The organism is Paracoccus sp. (in: a-proteobacteria), from assembly GCF_030604785.1.
GTDB lineage: Bacteria > Pseudomonadota > Alphaproteobacteria > Rhodobacterales > Rhodobacteraceae > Paracoccus.
Map to the genome: position 1 here is coordinate 26,252 of NZ_JAUVVF010000030.1, position 16,334 is coordinate 42,585.

The window sequence follows — 16,334 nt, forward strand, 5'->3', positions numbered from 1 at the left end:
CGCCCCCCTCCCCCGATGTCCCGACCGACAGCAAGGAGGAGACGCGTGACCGCCATCGCCCTGACCATCGCAGGCTCGGATTCCGGCGGAGGCGCCGGGATCCAGGCCGATCTCAAGACCTTTTCGGCGCTCGGCGTCTATGGCGCCACCGTGATCACCGCGCTGACCGCGCAGAACACCCGCGCCGTCTCGATGGTGGAACCGGCCAGCCCGGCGATGATCGCGGCGCAGATGCGGGCGGTGTTCGACGATCTGGACATCCGCGCCGTCAAGCTGGGGATGCTGGGCGACGCACAGGCGATCCGCACCGTGGCCGAGGGGCTGGACGGGCACGCCGTGCCGGTCGTCCTTGATCCTGTGATGGTGGCGAAGTCGGGCGACGCGCTGCTGCCCGAGGCCGCAATCGGCGCGCTGCGCGATCTGATGCTGCCCCGCGCGCGCCTCGTGACCCCGAACCTGCCCGAGGCCGCGCGGCTTCTGGGCTGCGCCCCCGCCACTGACGAGGACGAGATGGTCCGTCAGGGGGCCGCCCTGTGCACGCTTGGTGCACAGGCTGTGCTGATGAAGGGCGGCCATGCCGAGGGGCCGGATTGCACCGACCTGCTGGTCGCGCCCGAGGGCGTCACCCGCCTGAGCGCACCCCGGCAGGCCACGCGCAACACTCATGGCACGGGCTGCACCCTCTCGGCCGCCATCGCCGCCGGGCTGGCGCAGGGGCTGGACCTCGCCTTGGCCGTGGGGGTCGCGCACCGCTACCTGCAAGGCGCCATCGCCGCGGCGGACGGGCTGGCGGTAGGCCATGGCCACGGGCCGGTGCACCATTTCCACGCGGTCTGGGCTGATGAGTGACGTCACGATCCTCGGCGCAGGCGTCGCGGGCCTGTTCGCGGCCCATGAGCTGGCACGGCGGGGCTGGACGCCGCGCATCCTGGACCGGGCGGGCGCGCCCGGCCCGCATGGCTGCTCGTGGTGGGCGGGCGGGATGCTGGCGCCGCACTGCGAGGGCGTGACGGCCGAGCCGGTCGTCACCCGCCTCGGGGCCGAGGCCGGCGCGGCCTGGGCCGAGGTCACCCCCGTCACCCGCCGCGGCACGCTGGTCGTCGCGCTGGACCGCGACCGGGGCGAGCTGACGCGCTTTGCCCGCCGCAGCACCGGTCACCAGACCTGCGCGCCGGGCGATCTGGAGCCGGACCTCGCGCATCACCGCGCGGGCCTGTTCTTTCCGACCGAGGCGCATCTGGACCCCCGCCGCGCCCTGGCCGATCTGGTCGCAGCCCTTGCCGCGCAGGGCATCACCATCGAACGCACCGAGGCCACCCCGGAGGACATCCCCGGCCCCGTGATCGACGCGCGGGGCCTGGCCGCCGCCCTGCCCGGACTGCGCGGCGTGCGCGGCGAGATGGCCGTCCTGCACGCGCCCGAGATCACGCTGACGCGCCCCGTGCGGCTTCTGCATCCGCGCCATCCGCTCTACATCGTGCCGCGCGCGGGGGGCCTCTTCATGCTGGGCGCGACCCAGATCGAAAGCGCCAGCCGCGCGCCCGTCACCGCGCGGTCCGCGCTCGAGCTGCTGTCGGCCGCCTATGCGCTGGACCCGCGCTTCGCCGAGGCGAGCGTGGTCGAGCTGGGCGCCGACCTGCGCCCGGCCTTCGCCGACAACATCCCCCGCGTGATCGCGCGCGGGCGGGTGCTGCACCTGAACGGCCTCTTTCGCCACGGCTATCTGATGGCGCCGCTGCTGGCGCGGCAGGCGGCCGATTACCTGACCGACCGCAGCAAGGGAGAACTGCTCCATGAGGATTGAGGTCAACGGAACCCCCCGCGACATCGCCGCCGCCACTCTGGCCGACGCGCTGGCCGAGCTGGGCTGGGCCGAGGCGCGCGTCGCCACCGCGCTGAACGGCGATTTCGTCCCTGCCGCCGCCCGCGCCGCGCAGGCGCTGCGCGAAGGCGACCGGCTGGAAGTGCTGGCGCCGATGCAGGGGGGCTGAGCGATGCGCGACTTCTACGGGATCACGCTGAATTCGCCCCTGATGCTGGGGACGGCGCAATATCCCTCGCCCGCCGTGCTTCAGGCCGCGTTCCGGGCCAGCGGCGCCTCGGTCGCCACGGTGTCCCTGCGGCGCGAGGCCGGCCAGGGCCAGGCCTTCTGGTCGCTGATCCGCGATCTGGGCGTGCGGGTCCTGCCCAACACCGCCGGCTGCCACAGCGCCCGCGAGGCCGTCACCACCGCCCGCATGGCGCGCGAGGTCTTCGAGACCAACTGGATCAAGCTCGAGGTGATCGGCCATGCCGACACGCTGCAGCCCGACCCCTTCGGCCTGCTGGAGGCCGCCGAGACCTTGGCCGCCGAGGGCTTCGAGGTGTTCCCCTACACGACCGAGGATCAGGTTCTGGCCGGGCGTCTGCTGGATGCGGGCTGCAAGGTGCTGATGCCATGGGGCGCGCCCATCGGGTCGGGGCTTGGGCTGAACAACCGCTTCGGGCTCAGGACGCTTCGCGCGGCCTTTCCCGATGTGCCGATGGTGATCGACGCGGGGATCGGCCGGCCCAGCCACGCGGCCGACGCGCTGGAAATGGGCTTTGACGCGGTGCTGCTGAACACCGCCGTGGCGCAGGCGGGCGATCCCGAGGCGATGGCCCGCGCCTTCGGCCTCGCCGTGCAGGCGGGCGCGCTGGCCCGCGCCGCCGACCCGATGGAGCCGCGCGAGATGGCCGCCCCCTCGACCCCCCTCATCGGAAAGGCCTGGCTGTGAGACTGCCCCGCTTCTACCCGATCTTCGACGACGCGGCCTGGCTGGACCGCGCCCTGCCCTTGGGCGTGCGGCTGGTGCAGCTGCGGCTGAAGGACCGCGCACCGAACGATCTGCGCGACCAGATCCGGCGCGGGCTGGCGCTGGCGCGGGCGCATGACGCGGCGCTGGTCGTGAACGACCACTGGCAGGTGGCCATCGACGAGGGCGCCGAATGGCTGCATCTGGGGCAGGAGGATCTGGACGAAGCCGACCTGCCCGCCATCCGCCGGGCGGGCCTGCGTCTTGGCGTCTCGACCCACGACCATGCCGAGCTGGACCGCGCGCTGACGCTGGCGCCCGATTACGTGGCGCTTGGTCCGGTCTGGCCGACGATCCTGAAGAAGATGCGCTGGCACGAACAGGGGCTGGACCGCGTGACCGAATGGAAGGCGCTGGTCGGCGCCACGCCGCTGGTCGCGATCGGCGGACTGACCCCGGAACGCGGCGCGCTGGCACTGGCGGCGGGGGCGGATGTGGTCTCGGCCGTGACCGACATCACGCTGAACCCCGACCCCGAGGGCCGGATGCGCGACTGGCTGGCGGTGGCGCCATGAACCGCTATGCCCGCCAGATGGTGCTGCCCGATATCGGCGCCGCCGGGCAGGAGCGGCTGGCGCGGGCGCACGTGCTGGTCGTCGGCGCCGGGGGCCTCGGCTGCCCGGCGCTGCAGTATCTCGCCGGCGCGGGGGTCGGGCGGATCACGCTGCTCGACGGCGACCTCGTGGACGAGACGAACCTGCACCGCCAGCCGCTCTACGCGATGCGCCAGATCGGCCAGCCCAAGGCGCAGGCCGCCGCCGCGCAGCTGGCCGCGCTGAACCCCGAGGTCACGGTGAACGCCGTCACCGACTGGCTGACCCCCGCCAACGCGCCGGACCTCGTCGCCGCGGCGGATGTGGTGCTGGACTGCGCGGACACCTTCGCGGCCGGGCTGACCCTGTCGGATGCCTGCCTGGCGGCGGGCCGCCCGCTGATCGCGGCCTCGGCGCTGGCGCTGTCGGGCTATGCGCTCGGCTGCTGCGGGGGCGCGCCCAGCCTGCGCGCGGTCTTTCCCGACCTGCCCCTGCGGGGGGCGACCTGCGCCACGGCCGGGGTGATGGGGCCGGTCGTCGGCATGATCGGCGCGCTGCAGGCGCAGATGGCGCTGGCGGCGCTGCTGGGGCTCGGCCCCTCGCCGCTCGGCCGGCTGGTCAGCTTCGACGCGGCGAGCTGGCGGATGGGCGGCTTCCGCTTCGACGGCGCGCCCGAGCCAGAGGCGCCCCTGCCCTTCATCGCGGAGAGCCAGATCGCGCCGGGCGACCTGCTGGTCGATCTGCGCGCCGAATCCGCGCCCTTCCGCGCCGAGGCCCGCCACCTGCCGCCCGAGCGCATCACCCGTCTGGACCCGCCCGACGGCGCGCGCGTGGTGCTGGCCTGCCGCACCGGCCTGCGCGCCCACAATGCCGGGCGCGCGCTGCAATCCATCTGGCCGGGGCGGATCGCCCTTCTGGCCCTGAACGACTGAGGACCCATGCGATCTATCCTTGCCCTGGCCCTGCTGGCCGCCCCCGCCGCCCATGCCGAGACCAACCTGACGCTGATGCTGGACTGGTTCGTGAACCCGGACCATGCCCCCATCGTGCTGGCCGAGGAGCTGGGCTACTTCGCGGATGCCGGACTGGCGGTCGAGGTCGTCACGCCCTCGGACCCGAACGATCCGCCGCGCATGGTGGCGGCGGGCCGCGCCGATCTGGCGATCAGCTATCAGCCCCAGCTGCACCTGTCGCGCCATCAGGACCTGCCGGTGATCCGCGTCGGCACGCTGATCGAGACGCCGCTGACCTGCCTTGTCGTGTTGGCCGAAAGCGAGATCGAAACCCCCGCGGATCTGGCGGGCCGCAAGGTGGGCTTTGCCGTGGCCGGCGTGCAAGAGGTGATGCTGGACGCCATGCTGGCCGATGACGGGCTTGAGCCGGGCGATGTGGAACAGATCAATATCGGCTGGTCGATCTCGCCCGCGCTGATGTCGGGACAGGTCGACGGCGTAATCGGCGCCTTCCGCAATTTCGAGCTGAACCAGCTGCGGCTGGAGGGCCGCGAGGGCCGCTGCCTCTATCCCGAGGCGCATGGCATCCCCGCCTATGATGAGCTGATCTACATCGCCAACCCGGACCGGATGGACCGCGCCGCGGTCGGCGCGTTCCTCGCCGCGACGGCCCGGGCGACGGATTTCATGAAGAACCGCCCCGACGAGGCATGGAAAATCTTTTCTGAAACGGCATCGGAATTGCAAACGCCTTTGAACGAGGCCGCCTGGTCTGACACATGGCCGCGTTTCTCCAGCCGTCCGGCGGCGGTGGATGCGGACCGCTATCTGGCCTTCGAGGCCTTTCTGGCCGAACGCGGCGCGACGCCGGGCGGGCTGGCCCTGTCGGATCTGGCCATCGACGTGAACGAGGTGGAATGATGGAAACCGCGCACCGCATCCCCGATTACGGCCGCGCCTTTGCCCTGTGGCGGCAGGAGGCAGCGCCCCATTGGGACGCTTATGTCGATCACGCCTTCGTCCGCCAGCTGGCGGCGGGCACCCTGCCCCGCGACAGCTTTCTGCATTACCTGCGGCAGGATTACGTCTTCCTGCTACATTTCGCGCGGTCCTGGGCCCTGGTCTTCGCCAAGTCCGAGCGCATGTCCGAGATGGCGCTGGCCTCGTCCATCGCGCATGGTCTTCTGAACGGCGAGATGCCGCTGCATGTCGAGATCTGCGGCCGCGAGGGCATCACCGAGGAGATGCTGCAGCAGACCCCGGAATCGCCCGCGAACATGGCCTATACGCGCTATGTCCAGGCGACGGGCTATGCGGGCGACATGCTGGACCTGCTGGCGGCACTGGCGCCCTGCGTCTTCGGCTATGGCGAGATCGGGCTGATCCATGCCGAAAGCGGCGGGCCCTACGGCGAATGGACGGCGACGTATGGCGGGGAAGATTACCAGAAGGTCTGCCATGACGTCGGCGCGCTGATCGATGCCGCGCTGGAGGCGCGGCTGGGGCCGGACTGGCCCTCGCTGCCGCGGGCGGCGATGCTGGCGCGGCATTTCCGGCAGGCGACGCAGCTGGAAGTGGGCTTCTGGCAGATGGGGCTGGACCGGACGTGAGCACGCGCCCGGACGAAAGCGGCAGGGGGGCTCTGCCCCCCGTCCTGCGGACTCCCCCCGGGATATTTGCCGACCAAGGCAAAGAGGCGGGGGCGGTTCTGATCCGGGGCGATCTGTGGCTTGGCGATCGGCCGCTGGCGCGGGGACTGGATATTGTCTGCCGACCGGGCGGCTGGACCTGCCTGATGGGGTCGTCTGGCGTCGGCAAGTCAACGCTTGGGCGTCTGGTGGCGGGACTACCGGTCGCGGCGCGGCTGGAAGGGCGCGTCACGGTGCCTGCGGGACGGGTCGCGGTGATGAGCCAGCAGGACCAGCTTCTGCCTTGGGCGAGCGCCCTGGCCAATGTCACGATCGGCGCGCGGCTGCGGGGCGAGCGGGCCGATCCGGAACGCGGGCGCAGGCTGCTGGCGCAGGTGGGGCTGGCCGGGTTCGAGGATCGGCGCCCGGGCGAATTGTCGGGCGGGCAGCGGCAACGGGTGGCGCTGGCGCGGACCCTGATCGAGGAGGCCGCGGTCGTGGTTCTGGACGAGCCGTTCTCGGCCCTGGATGCGGGGACGCGGGCGGCGATGCAGGATCTGGCGGCAAAGCTGCTGGCGGGGCGGACAGTCATCCTGATCAGCCACGATCCGCTGGAGGCCGCGCGTCTGGCCGACCGCGCCTGGCTGATCGGGCGCGAGGGCAGCCGCCCCCTGCCACTGCCCGGCGGGACTGCGCCGCGCCCCCTGGATGCGCCCGAGGTTCTGGCCGCGCAGGCCGCATTGTTCATGTCGCTGTCCCGACCATGCGCGGTCTAAGGCTGATCGCCGTTCCCATGGCGCTGCTGGCGCTGTGGCAGGCGCTGGTCTGGGCGACGGGGGTGCCGCCCTTCATCCTGCCGGGACCGGCGCGGGTCGGCGCGGCGCTGGTCGGCCATGCCGGGATGCTAGCCGAGCATGCGCGTTTCACGCTTGGCAATCTTGCCGCCGGACTGCTGGCCGGGGTGGCGCTTGGCATCGTGACGGCGCTGAATCTGGCGCTGTCGCCCTTGGCGCGGGCCATGATGAGGCCGATGCTGGTTCTGGCGCAGGCGATCCCGGTCTTTGCGCTGGCGCCGGTCGTCACGCTGTGGCTGGGCTATGGCCCGGCCTCGAAGGTGGTGATGGTGGCGCTGGTCGTCTATTTCCCGGTCGCCTCGGTCCTCTTCGACGCGCTGATGCGGCCGCCCCCTGCGCTGGAGGATCTGGCCCGCGCGATGGGCGCCACGCCGCTGCGGCTCTTGTGGCTGATCCAGTTGCCGAATGCCCTGCCCGCGCTTGGATCGGGGCTGAGGCTGGCGGCGGTCTATGCGCCCTTTGCGGTGATCGTGGGCGAATGGGTGGGGTCCAGCCGGGGCCTTGGCTATCTGATGCTGATGGCGAACGGGCGCGGCCAGACCGACCTGATGTTTGCAGCCCTTGCGCTGCTGGCGGCGATGGGGCTGGTCCTTTTCGGGCTGGCCGGCGCCCTGCAGCGCCTGACCGAGCGGCGGCGCGCCAAGGGCGCCGGCCCCCGCAGGCTGATCTAGGCGGCCATCAGGGGCGCGCCGGTTGTCGGAACCCGCGCGTCACGTCTGGAATTCGGGCCTGACGGCACGGGCCAGCATCTGCGCCAGGATCAGGCGCAGCGCATCCGGGCGGAACGGCTTTTCGATCAGCGGCGCGTTGTCGTGGCCCTGGGGCAGATGTTCGCGCCCGTAGCCCGAGACGAAGCAGAACGGTACGGCAAGCCGCGCCAGGGCGTCGGCCACCTCGTCCACCGGCTGACCGCCGAGATTGCCGTCGAGCAGCGCCAGATCGAAGCTGTGGCTGGCGACCAGTTCGCGGGCCTCGGGGACGCTGCGGGCGATCGTCACCTGCCGGGCGCCGGCATCCTGCAGCTCGAACCGCAGGTCCATGGCGACGAGAGGCTCGTCCTCCACCAGCAGGACGTGACAGCCCTCGATCCCCTGCGCGGCAGGAGAGGACATGTCCGGCACCGCAGGCGAAGCCTCGGGCGCGGCCTCGCGGTTCAGGGGCGTGATGCCTTCGGACATGCGGATCGTCCAGACCACGCCTTCGGGGCGCCATTCGGCGCGGGCGGCAGTGTCGTCGCCCGAACCCGCCGCGCCGATCAGCGTGGTGCCGAAACCCGCGCGGGCGGGCGCGGTCACGGGCGGTCCGCCGGTCTCGCGCCAGGTCAGGGTCAGGCAGCCCGACCGACAGGTCCAGTCCAGATGGACCCGCCCCTCGGGCGTCGAGAGCGCGCCGTATTTCGCGGCATTCGTCCCCAGTTCGTGCAGCGTCAGCGCCAGACGCAGCATCATGTCGGGTGCCAGTTCCACGGGCGGACCGCTGCGATGCAGCCGGTCGGCATCCAGCGTTCCGGCGCGGATCTGGTCGTCGATCAGCTGGTCCAATGTCGCGCTGGCCCATGTCGCATCCGACAGGATCGAATGCGCCCGTGCCAGGGCCTGAAGGCGGCCGGTGAAGCTGGTTTCGAACGCGGCCAGATTGTCGGATTGCCGCAGGCTTTGGCGGGCGATGGATTGCACATTGGCCAGCGTGTTCTTGATGCGGTGGTTCAGCTCGCCGATCAGCAGCGAGCGCACCTCCTCGGCATGGCGCCGTTCCGTGATGTCGAGGATCTGAAGCGACAGCGAATACATCTCGCCCTCGTCGCAGAGGATCGAGCCGTAGAGTTCGCAGGCGACGCGCTGGCCCTCGGCATGGCGGGCCTCGATCTCGGTCGAGAAGCGGGGCGGGGTGTCGCCGTCGCAATCGAACCAGGTGGCAAGCTGCGTGCAGGCCTCGGCATCGATCCATCCGGTCTCGGAGGCATGGCGGCCCAGAACCTGATCGGGCGTGAAGCCGAAGGCGCGTTCGGCGCCCGCAGACCATGCCCGGATCACCAGATCGCTGTCGCATTCGACCAGGGCCAGCGGCGAATTGTCGGCATGCGCCCGCAGCCGCGCCATGGCCCGGTCTCGCAGCCGCGCGATGGCCTGCATCTCGTCGCGCTGGCGTTCCAGTTCGCGCGCCTGGCGGCCGATGCGGAAGAACACCTCGGCCTTGGATTTCAGGATCATCGGGTCGATGGGCTTGAAGATGTAATCGACCGCCCCCGCCTCGTAGCCCCGGAAGCGACGGGCCTCGTCCATCTCGGCGGCGGTGACGAAGATGATGGGCACGCTGCGGGTGCGTTCGGTGCCCCGCATCAGTTCGGCCAGTTCATAGCCGTCGGTGCCGGGCATCTGCACGTCGAGAAAAGCCAGCGCGTATTCGTTGACCAGCATCAGTTCCAGCGCCTGCGCGGCCGATCCGGCGCTGTCGATGATCAGCCCGTCGCGGCGCAGCAGCGCCTCGAGTGCCATGATGTTCTCGGCAATGTCGTCGACGATCAGGAAGCGGATCGGAGTGTTAGGCATGGGTCACGTCCCGGGCCGTGCGGCGCCAGATGCGCTGGTTTTCGTCGAAGGGCTCGAAGGCGCCAGCATGGGCCGAGAAGCGCAGCGTCTCGTGCAGGCCGAGCCCCAGGAAACCGCCCCGCGCCAAAGCCTCGGCAAAGAGGCCGATGGCCCGCTGCTGAAGGTTGTTGTCGAAATAGATCAGCACGTTGCGGCAAGAGATCAACTGCACCTCGGAAAAGACCTGATCGGTGGCAAGGTTGTGTTCGGTAAAGACCGTGCGCGCCCGCAGGCGGCGGTCGAAGGCCGCGCGCCCATAGGCGGCGGTGTAGTGATCCGACAGCGATCCGCGCCCGCCCGCCCGCTGGTAGTTCTGCGAGAACAGCGCCATGCGGTCGATGGGATAGATCCCGGCCTCGGCGCGGGCCAGCGCGCGCCGGTTGATCTCGGTCGCGTAGAACAGGGTGCGGTCCAGAAGCCCCTCTTCCTCCAGCATGATGGCCAGCGAATAAAGCTCTTCGCCATCCGCGCAGCCGGCCACCCAGACCTTGATTGACGGGAAGGTCTGCAGATGCGGCAGCACATCGCGCCGCAGCGCCAGGAAGTAGTCGGGATCGCGGAAGAACTCGCTGACCTGCACGGTCATCGCGTCGATGATGTCGGGCAGGATCGAGGCATCGCGCAGCAGCCGGCCCTGCAATTCCGACAGGGTCTCGTAGCCCAGCCGCTCGCGCGCCAGATCGGCGCGCCGCACCAGCGAATTGCGGGAATAGGACCGGAAATCGTAGTGATGGCAGCGGTGCAACGCATCCAGGAACAGGTCAAGCTCGATCGCCTCGGCGGGCGCGGGCAGAACGGGGCGCACGGTCATCGCGGCATCCACACGCGGGTCAGCGACAAGAGCTTGTCCACGTCCAGCGGCTTGGGCAGGTAATCGTTGGCCCCCGCGGCAAGGCACTGGTTCTGGTCCTCGGCCATGGCCTTGGCGGTCAGCATGATGATGGGCAGCGTCTTCCAGCGGTCGATCTTGCGGATCTCGCGGGTGGCGGTCAGGCCGTCCATCTCGGGCATCATCACGTCCATCAGCACAAGGTCGATCCGGGGCGCGGCGCCGTCATTGACGCGGCCAAGCGCCTCCAGCGCCTCGCGGCCGTTGCGGGCGATCTGGACATGGGCGCCATGCGGCTCGAAGACGCCGGTCAGGGCATAGACGTTGCGGATGTCGTCCTCGACCACCAGGATGCGGCGGCCCTCCAGCTGCGCGTCGCGGTTCAGCGACGCGGCCAGCATCTCGCGCTGCTTTTCGGGCAGGTCGCTGACCACCTGATGCAGGAACAGCGTCACCTCGTTGATCAGCCGCTCGGGGGATTTCGCCCCCTTGATGATGATCGACTTGGAATAGCGGCGCAGGCGCTGTTCCTCGGGCTCGGTCAGGGCGCGGGCGGTGTAGACGATGACCGGCGGGAAGGCCCCGAGCCCGTCGCCGTCCAGCCGTTCCAGCAGGTCCAGCCCCGACGCATCGGGCAGCGTCAGGTCCAGCACGATGCAATCGACGGTCTCGCCCCGGCAGATCCGCAGGGCCTCGGCGGCGGTCCCCGCCCCGATCGCCTCGACCTCGTCGCTGGCCAGCAGCGCCTTGAGCCCCTCCATCTGGGCGGGATCGTCCTCGACGATCAGCACCCGGCGCATCCGCTGTTCCAGACGGCTTTCCAGATTGCGGATGGCGCGCGACAGCTCGTCGCGCCGGACCGGCTTCATCATCGAGCTGATGGCGCCCTGCGACAGGGCCTGACGGCTGTGATCCTCGGCCGAGACGACATGGACCGGAATGTGGCGGGTCGAGACATCGCGCTTCAGCCGGTCCAGCACGGACAGGCCCGAATGGTCGGGCAGGCCCATATCCAGCACGATGGCCTGCGGCAGGTAATGCCGCGCGGCCGCCACGGCCTCGTCGGCGCGCGAGACGCAGACGCAGCGGAATCCCAGTTCGCGCGACAGGTCGCACAGGATGCGGGCAAAGGCCGGATCGTCCTCGACCACCAGCATCACGCGCTCGCCCTCGCGGATCAGGTCGCGGTCATCCTCGACCCCCTCGACCAGCCCGAGCGCGGGCGATTGCGCGACCGGCAGCGACGCGGCCGAGGCCGGCTGCGGCAGCGCGGGGGCAGCGGGGCGGGCCTCGCCGCGCGGGGCGCGTTCGGGCAGGATCAGCGTGAAGGTGCTGCCCCGTCCGGGCTGGCTGTCCAGCGTCAGGCGGCCGCCCAGCAGATCGGCCAGCTCGCGCGAGATGGACAGGCCCAGCCCCGTGCCGCCATATTTGCGCGAGATGGTGCCGTCGGCCTGTCGGAACGCCTCGAAGACGACCTCCTGCTGGTCGGCCGGGATGCCGATGCCGGTATCCTCGACCGCGAAGGCCACGCCCTGCGGCGCCCGCGCGATGCGCAGCGTGATGCGCCCGCGTTCGGTGAATTTCAGCGCGTTCGAGACGAAGTTCCGCAGCACCTGCTCCAGCCGCTGGCCATCTGTCCGCAGGGGCGGCAGGTCGGCGGCGACATCGGCGGTCAGCTCCAGCCCCTTGTGGCGGGCCTCGGCCTCGAAGGCGCGGATGATGCGATGGGCGACATGGCCGGCATCGATCTCGTCCAGGGCGATCTCGACCTTGCCGGCCTCGATCTTGGACAGGTCCAGAATGTCGTTGATCAGCGCCAGAAGATCCTGGCCCGAGGACTGGATCGTCTCGGCCCAACGGACTTGTTCCTCGGTCAGGGTGCCGCCGCGATTTTCCGCCAGAAGGCGCGACATGATCAGCAGCGCGTTCAGCGGCGTGCGCAACTCGTGGCTCATGTTTGCGACGAATTCGGACTTGTAGCGGCTTTCGCGGGCGAGCGCCTCGGCCTGATCCTCGAGCATCCGGCGCGAGCGGGCCAGCGCGTCGCGCTGTTCTTCCAGCTCCTGCGTCTGGGTCTCGAGCCGGGTGTTCTGGTTCTCGAGCTCGGCCTGCTGTTCCTCAAGCCGCCGCTGGCTGTCCTGCAGGGCGCGGGTCTGTTCCTCGAGCTCCTCGTTCGTGGCGGCCAGTTCCTCGGTATGGCTGCGCAATTCCTCGGCCTGGCGGCGGGTCTCCTCCAGCAATTCGTGAAGCTGGTCGCGGTATTGCGCGCCGCGCAGCGCGATGCCCAGCTTGTCCGAGACGCGCTCGAACAGGTCGATCACGCGGTCGGGCACGGGGCGGTCCAGACCGAATTCCAGCACGCCGTTGATCAGCTGGCCATCCCGCAGGGGCACCAGCACCGTGCTGGCCGTCCGCCCCCGCGCCAGACCCGAGGACCAGCCGAGCGCCTCGTCCGGCGCCATGTCGATCCGCAGGGGCTGGCCGCTGGCCACGGCGCGGGACAGATGACCCTGCCCTTCCTCGATCCGGTCGGGGATCAGCGCGTCCTCGGTCCCCCAGCTTGCCAGCCGCACGAAGCCGCGACCGTTCCGGGCATAGGCGACCGCCGCGCGCGCGCCGATGCGCTCGGCCATCGATTCCAGCACCTGCTGAGCCAGCCGGGCTGGCGGCATCTCGCCCTGGATGGCGCGCGCGACCGCGATCTGGCCCATATTCACCCAATCCGCCCGCGCCAGACGCGTCCGGTTCACGACCAGCCAGTAGCCCAGCACCCCGAGCGCGGCAAAGATCGCCCCGGCCATGATGCGGTTGGCGACGGCCAGTCCAAAGCTGACCCCCGCCTCGCTGAGAAAGAAGCCCGCGATCAGAAGCAGACAGACCATCGCCGCGACCACGGGCGGCAGCAGCGGCCAACGCGCGACGGGGGCCAGCGCCAGAGGAACCACGTAGAGCAGCCAGACCGCCGTCCCCAGGGGATACAGCAGATCCAGCATGAACACGGCAGCAACAAGTGCAGCGATCAGCGCTGCGATCACCAGATCCAGTCTCTTGTCCACGTCTTCTCCTGCCTCGTCCCCCGCCGCGCTGGCGCCGGCGTTCCGCAGGAACGCGCGCAGCGGGCATCCGGTTCAGTCCTGTCGACAGAAAACATGCCGAACAGGATCGTTCAACGCCTGACGCAGCGCCAGAGGCAAAGGCGGCGGGGGCGCTAGGCCCCCGCGATCAGCCGCGCAGCGTGGCCCCCGTCGCCTTCTGGACCTTTTCGACGACCTTGGCGGCAACGGCCTCGATCTCGGCATCCGTCAGGGTCTTGTCCGCAGCCTGCATCCGCACGGTCAGACCGATCGACTTGGCGCCGCCCTCAAGCCCGGTGAACTGGTCGAAGACGCTGACCTGCCGGATCAGGGCCTTGTCGGCGCCAAGCGCGGCGTTCACCAGCGTCAGCGCCTCGACCTCGGGTGCGGTGACAAAGGCGAAGTCGCGCTCGACCGCCTGGAAGCCAGACAGCTCCAACGCGGGCCGGGTCGGCGTGCGGGTCTTGGGGAAGGGTATCGCGGCCAGATGGATCGTGAAGGCCACGGCCGGGCCCTTCACGTGCATCTCGCGCAGGATGCGGGGATGGACCTCGCCAAAGGTGGCCAGCACGTTGGGGCCAAGCGCGATGTTGCCCGCCCGGCCCGGATGCCACCAGCCGTCCAGCTTGCGGTTGATCTGGGCCTTGGCGGGGGCACCGATGGTTGCCAGCACCGCCTCGACATCGGCCTTGGCGTCATAGATGTCCACCTTGCGACGGCTGCCGAAGGGGTCGCGCGGCGCGATCTGACCGACCAGAAGCCCGCTGAGACGCAAAGATTGCTCGCCCGGCTCACCGCCCGAGAAGACGGGGCCCAGCTCGAACAGGGCCAGATCAGCGAAGCCGCGCGCCTGATTGCGCGCCGCCGCCGCCAGAAGACCGGGCAGCAGATCGGGGCGCAGATGCGTCATCTCGCTGCTGATCGGGTTCTCGACGCGCACCGCATCCGAGCCGCCGCCGAACAGCGTTGCGGCCTTGTGGTCGATGAAGCTGTAGGTCACGCATTCGTTGTAGCCAAGCGATGCCGCCATCCGGCGCGCCGCCTTTTCACGCTGTTGCAGCGGCGTCAGAACCGGCTGGGGCACGCCCGCGCGCGGGCGCGGCAGGGGCTTGCCCTGCAGCTTGGTCAGGCTTGCGATGCGGGCGATCTCTTCGACCAGATCGGCCTCGCCCAGCACGTCGGGGCGCCAGGACGGCACATGCGCCTTATCGCCTTCCAGCCGGAAGCCAAGCGCCTCGAGCGTGCGGCGCTGCGTGTCCTCGGGGATGTCCATGCCGACCAGGCGCGAAGTGCGCGTGGGGTCCAGGCGATAGGCGCGGCCGGTATCGGGCAGCGCCCCGGCGGTCACGATCTCGGAGGCCTCGCCGCCGCAGAGGTCCAGGACCATCCGCGTGGCCAGTTCCAGCCCCGGCAGGGTGAAGGCCGGGTCGATGCCGCGCTCGAACCGGTAGCGCGCATCGCTGTTGATCTTCAGCACGCGGCCCGTCGTGGCGGTGGCGATCGGATCGAAATAGGCAGCCTCGATGAAGACCTCGGTCGTGGTCTCGGACGCGCCCGAGGCCGCGCCGCCCATGATGCCCGCGATGCTTTCGGGGCCGTGATCGTCGCAGATGACCACCGCACCTTCGGGCAGCGCATAGGTCTTGTCGTCCAGCGCGACCAGTTCCTCGCCCGCGCGCGCACCGCGCAGGGTCAGGTTGCCCGTCACCTTGGCCGCGTCGAAGACATGCAGCGGGCGGTTCAGGTCAAAGGTGAAGAAGTTCGTGATGTCCACCAGCGCATTGATCGGGCGCAGCCCGATGGCGCGCAGGCGTTTCTGCAGCCATTCGGGCGACGGCCCGTTCGTGACGCCGCGCACCACCCGGCCCGCGAAGAAGGGCGCCTTGGCCGCGATCTCGGGCGCGATGGTCACGCCGATCGGGCACGGAAAGGCGCCCTCGACGCGCGCCTCGGGCGCGGGGTTCAGCGTGCCGAGGCCGCGCGCGGCCAGATCGCGGGCGATGCCGCGCACGCCAAGCGCATCGGGGCGGTTCGGCGTGATCTTGATGTGGATCATCGGGTCGATCTTGTCGGGCGCGTTCTGGGCGAGCCAATCGACGAAACGCTGGCCGACCTCGCCCGAGGGCAGTTCGATGATGCCGTCATGCTCCTCGGACAGCTCCAGCTCGCGCTCGGAGGCCATCATGCCGTGGCTTTCCACGCCCCGGATCTTGCCTACGCCAAGCGTCGTGTCGATGCCGGGCACGTAATCGCCGGGCTTGGCCAGCACCACGGTGATGCCCGCCCGCGCATTGGGCGCGCCGCAGACGATCTGCTTTTCGCCCTCGTCCGTCATCACGCGGCAGACCCGCAGGCGGTCGGCGTCGGGATGCTGCTGGGCGTCCTCGATCCGGGCCAGGGTGAACGTGCCCAGCTTCGCGGCGGGATCGACGATCTCCTCGACCTCGAGGCCCAGATCGGTCAGCGCCTCGGCGATCTCGGCCAGGGTCGCGGTGGTGTCCAGATGCTCGTTGAGCCAGGAGAGGGTGAACTTCATGACGCGTGCCTTCCGGTTCCGGCCCGCAAGGGGCGGGCATGGCTTTGCTGCCTTCAAGCGCGGGCAGGCGCGCGGGTCAAGCCGGATCGGCATGTTTTGCGGCCAAAGATCGAACTTGCCGCGCCTGTCCGGCGGTGCCACCTTGCGCCCATATCGTGATCCCAGGGTGTTCCCATGAAAGTGCTTTTGCCTCTTGCCGTCGGCCTGACCGGCCTGTCCGCGCTTCCCGCGCTTGCCCAGGGCGACGGGGTCGCCTGTTCGGGCGATCCGGCGCAATGGTTCGCCGCCGACGCGGCCGCCAGCACGGTGAACACCGCCGAGACCCCGCTGCGGGTCGAGGTCGAGTCCTCCGAAGGCAGTCGCGGCTGGCACGCCTTCGTCGTCGAAGGCGAGGCGCAGGCCCTGCGGATCGAGGCCGAGGCCATCGGCGGCGGCGATCCCTCGCTGGTCCTGTCCACCCCCGAGGGGCGCGTCCTGGCCGAGAATGACGACGCCCTCGGCGGCC

At 70.3% G+C, this 16,334-nt stretch carries 14 protein-coding genes and 1 pseudogene; 11 read left to right on the forward strand and 4 right to left on the reverse strand.

The window, feature by feature from the left end:
- Positions 1 to 15: 15 nt before the first annotated feature.
- The 10 genes from thiD to QAR72_RS10875 all read left to right on the forward strand — a co-directional run bounded on the left by thiD (position 16) and on the right by QAR72_RS10875 (position 7,473).
- Positions 16 to 849 carry a bifunctional hydroxymethylpyrimidine kinase/phosphomethylpyrimidine kinase gene (gene thiD / locus QAR72_RS10830; RefSeq protein WP_442953572.1) on the forward strand — a complete coding sequence of 278 codons (834 nt, stop codon included), beginning with the start codon at positions 16 to 18 and terminating at the stop codon, positions 847 to 849.
- Complete coding sequence (locus tag QAR72_RS10835) at positions 842 to 1,804, forward strand: FAD-dependent oxidoreductase (RefSeq protein ID WP_304617392.1); 963 nt, start codon at positions 842 to 844, stop codon at positions 1,802 to 1,804. Before thiD ends, QAR72_RS10835 begins: the two co-directional genes overlap by 8 nt.
- Positions 1,794 to 1,991, forward strand: a complete 198-nt coding sequence (thiS, locus tag QAR72_RS10840) for a sulfur carrier protein ThiS (protein WP_304617393.1) — start codon at positions 1,794 to 1,796, stop codon at positions 1,989 to 1,991. Before QAR72_RS10835 ends, thiS begins: the two co-directional genes overlap by 11 nt.
- Positions 1,992 to 1,994: 3 nt before the next feature.
- The gene (locus tag QAR72_RS10845) at positions 1,995 to 2,756 is read left to right on the forward strand and encodes a thiazole synthase (RefSeq protein ID WP_304617394.1); all 762 of its coding nucleotides are present in this window, start codon (positions 1,995 to 1,997) and stop codon (positions 2,754 to 2,756) included.
- On the forward strand, positions 2,753 to 3,349 hold the full coding sequence (locus QAR72_RS10850) for a thiamine phosphate synthase (protein WP_304617395.1): 597 nt from the start codon (positions 2,753 to 2,755) through the stop codon (positions 3,347 to 3,349). Before QAR72_RS10845 ends, QAR72_RS10850 begins: the two co-directional genes overlap by 4 nt.
- Positions 3,346 to 4,299, forward strand: coding sequence for a ThiF family adenylyltransferase (locus QAR72_RS10855; protein WP_304617396.1), 954 nt, complete (start codon positions 3,346 to 3,348; stop codon positions 4,297 to 4,299). The genes QAR72_RS10850 and QAR72_RS10855 overlap by 4 nt, the downstream gene beginning before the upstream one ends.
- 6 nt (positions 4,300 to 4,305) lie before the next feature.
- Positions 4,306 to 5,241: an ABC transporter substrate-binding protein gene (locus QAR72_RS10860; RefSeq protein WP_304617397.1), complete on the forward strand. Its 936-nt coding sequence runs from the start codon at positions 4,306 to 4,308 to the stop codon at positions 5,239 to 5,241.
- A complete protein-coding gene (gene tenA / locus QAR72_RS10865; RefSeq protein ID WP_304617398.1) occupies positions 5,238 to 5,930 on the forward strand; it encodes a thiaminase II in 693 nt (230 codons plus the stop codon). Before QAR72_RS10860 ends, tenA begins: the two co-directional genes overlap by 4 nt.
- Positions 5,931 to 6,028: 98 nt before the next feature.
- A complete protein-coding gene (locus QAR72_RS10870; protein ID WP_442953575.1) occupies positions 6,029 to 6,724 on the forward strand; it encodes an ABC transporter ATP-binding protein in 696 nt (231 codons plus the stop codon).
- Positions 6,712 to 7,473 carry an ABC transporter permease gene (locus QAR72_RS10875; protein ID WP_304617399.1) on the forward strand — a complete coding sequence of 254 codons (762 nt, stop codon included), beginning with the start codon at positions 6,712 to 6,714 and terminating at the stop codon, positions 7,471 to 7,473. The genes QAR72_RS10870 and QAR72_RS10875 overlap by 13 nt, the downstream gene beginning before the upstream one ends.
- Before the next feature lie 39 nt (positions 7,474 to 7,512).
- Here QAR72_RS10875 and QAR72_RS10880 read toward each other — a convergent pair whose 3' ends face one another.
- The 4 genes from QAR72_RS10880 to pheT form a co-directional block, all read right to left on the reverse strand.
- Positions 7,513 to 9,351, reverse strand: coding sequence for a response regulator (locus QAR72_RS10880; RefSeq protein ID WP_304617400.1), 1,839 nt, complete (start codon positions 9,349 to 9,351; stop codon positions 7,513 to 7,515).
- Positions 9,344 to 10,201: a CheR family methyltransferase gene (locus QAR72_RS10885; RefSeq protein WP_304617401.1), complete on the reverse strand. Its 858-nt coding sequence runs from the start codon at positions 10,199 to 10,201 to the stop codon at positions 9,344 to 9,346. Before QAR72_RS10885 ends, QAR72_RS10880 begins: the two co-directional genes overlap by 8 nt.
- Positions 10,198 to 13,275, reverse strand: coding sequence for a response regulator (locus QAR72_RS10890; RefSeq protein WP_304617402.1), 3,078 nt, complete (start codon positions 13,273 to 13,275; stop codon positions 10,198 to 10,200). Before QAR72_RS10890 ends, QAR72_RS10885 begins: the two co-directional genes overlap by 4 nt.
- 166 nt (positions 13,276 to 13,441) lie before the next feature.
- Entirely contained in the window at positions 13,442 to 15,829 is a 2,388-nt protein-coding gene (gene pheT, locus QAR72_RS10895; RefSeq protein ID WP_304617403.1) for a phenylalanine--tRNA ligase subunit beta, read from the reverse strand.
- Positions 15,830 to 16,003: 174 nt separating this feature from the next.
- Between pheT and QAR72_RS10900 the strand changes: the two are divergent.
- A pseudogene (locus tag QAR72_RS10900) lies at positions 16,004 to 16,334 on the forward strand (hypothetical protein); the annotation flags it as partial.

Coding starts and splice junctions, on each gene's coding strand:
- thiD (WP_442953572.1), top strand. CDS start 16: ATGTCCCGACCGACAGCAAGGAGGAGACGCGTGACCGCCATCGCCCTG.
- QAR72_RS10835 (WP_304617392.1), top strand. CDS start 842: ATGAGTGACGTCACGATCCTCGGCGCAGGCGTCGCGGGCCTGTTCGCG.
- thiS (WP_304617393.1), top strand. CDS start 1,794: ATGAGGATTGAGGTCAACGGAACCCCCCGCGACATCGCCGCCGCCACT.
- QAR72_RS10845 (WP_304617394.1), top strand. CDS start 1,995: ATGCGCGACTTCTACGGGATCACGCTGAATTCGCCCCTGATGCTGGGG.
- QAR72_RS10855 (WP_304617396.1), top strand. CDS start 3,346: ATGAACCGCTATGCCCGCCAGATGGTGCTGCCCGATATCGGCGCCGCC.
- QAR72_RS10860 (WP_304617397.1), top strand. CDS start 4,306: ATGCGATCTATCCTTGCCCTGGCCCTGCTGGCCGCCCCCGCCGCCCAT.
- tenA (WP_304617398.1), top strand. CDS start 5,238: ATGATGGAAACCGCGCACCGCATCCCCGATTACGGCCGCGCCTTTGCC.
- QAR72_RS10875 (WP_304617399.1), top strand. CDS start 6,712: ATGCGCGGTCTAAGGCTGATCGCCGTTCCCATGGCGCTGCTGGCGCTG.
- QAR72_RS10880 (WP_304617400.1), bottom strand. CDS start 9,351: ATGCCTAACACTCCGATCCGCTTCCTGATCGTCGACGACATTGCCGAG.
- QAR72_RS10885 (WP_304617401.1), bottom strand. CDS start 10,201: ATGACCGTGCGCCCCGTTCTGCCCGCGCCCGCCGAGGCGATCGAGCTT.
- pheT (WP_304617403.1), bottom strand. CDS start 15,829: ATGAAGTTCACCCTCTCCTGGCTCAACGAGCATCTGGACACCACCGCG.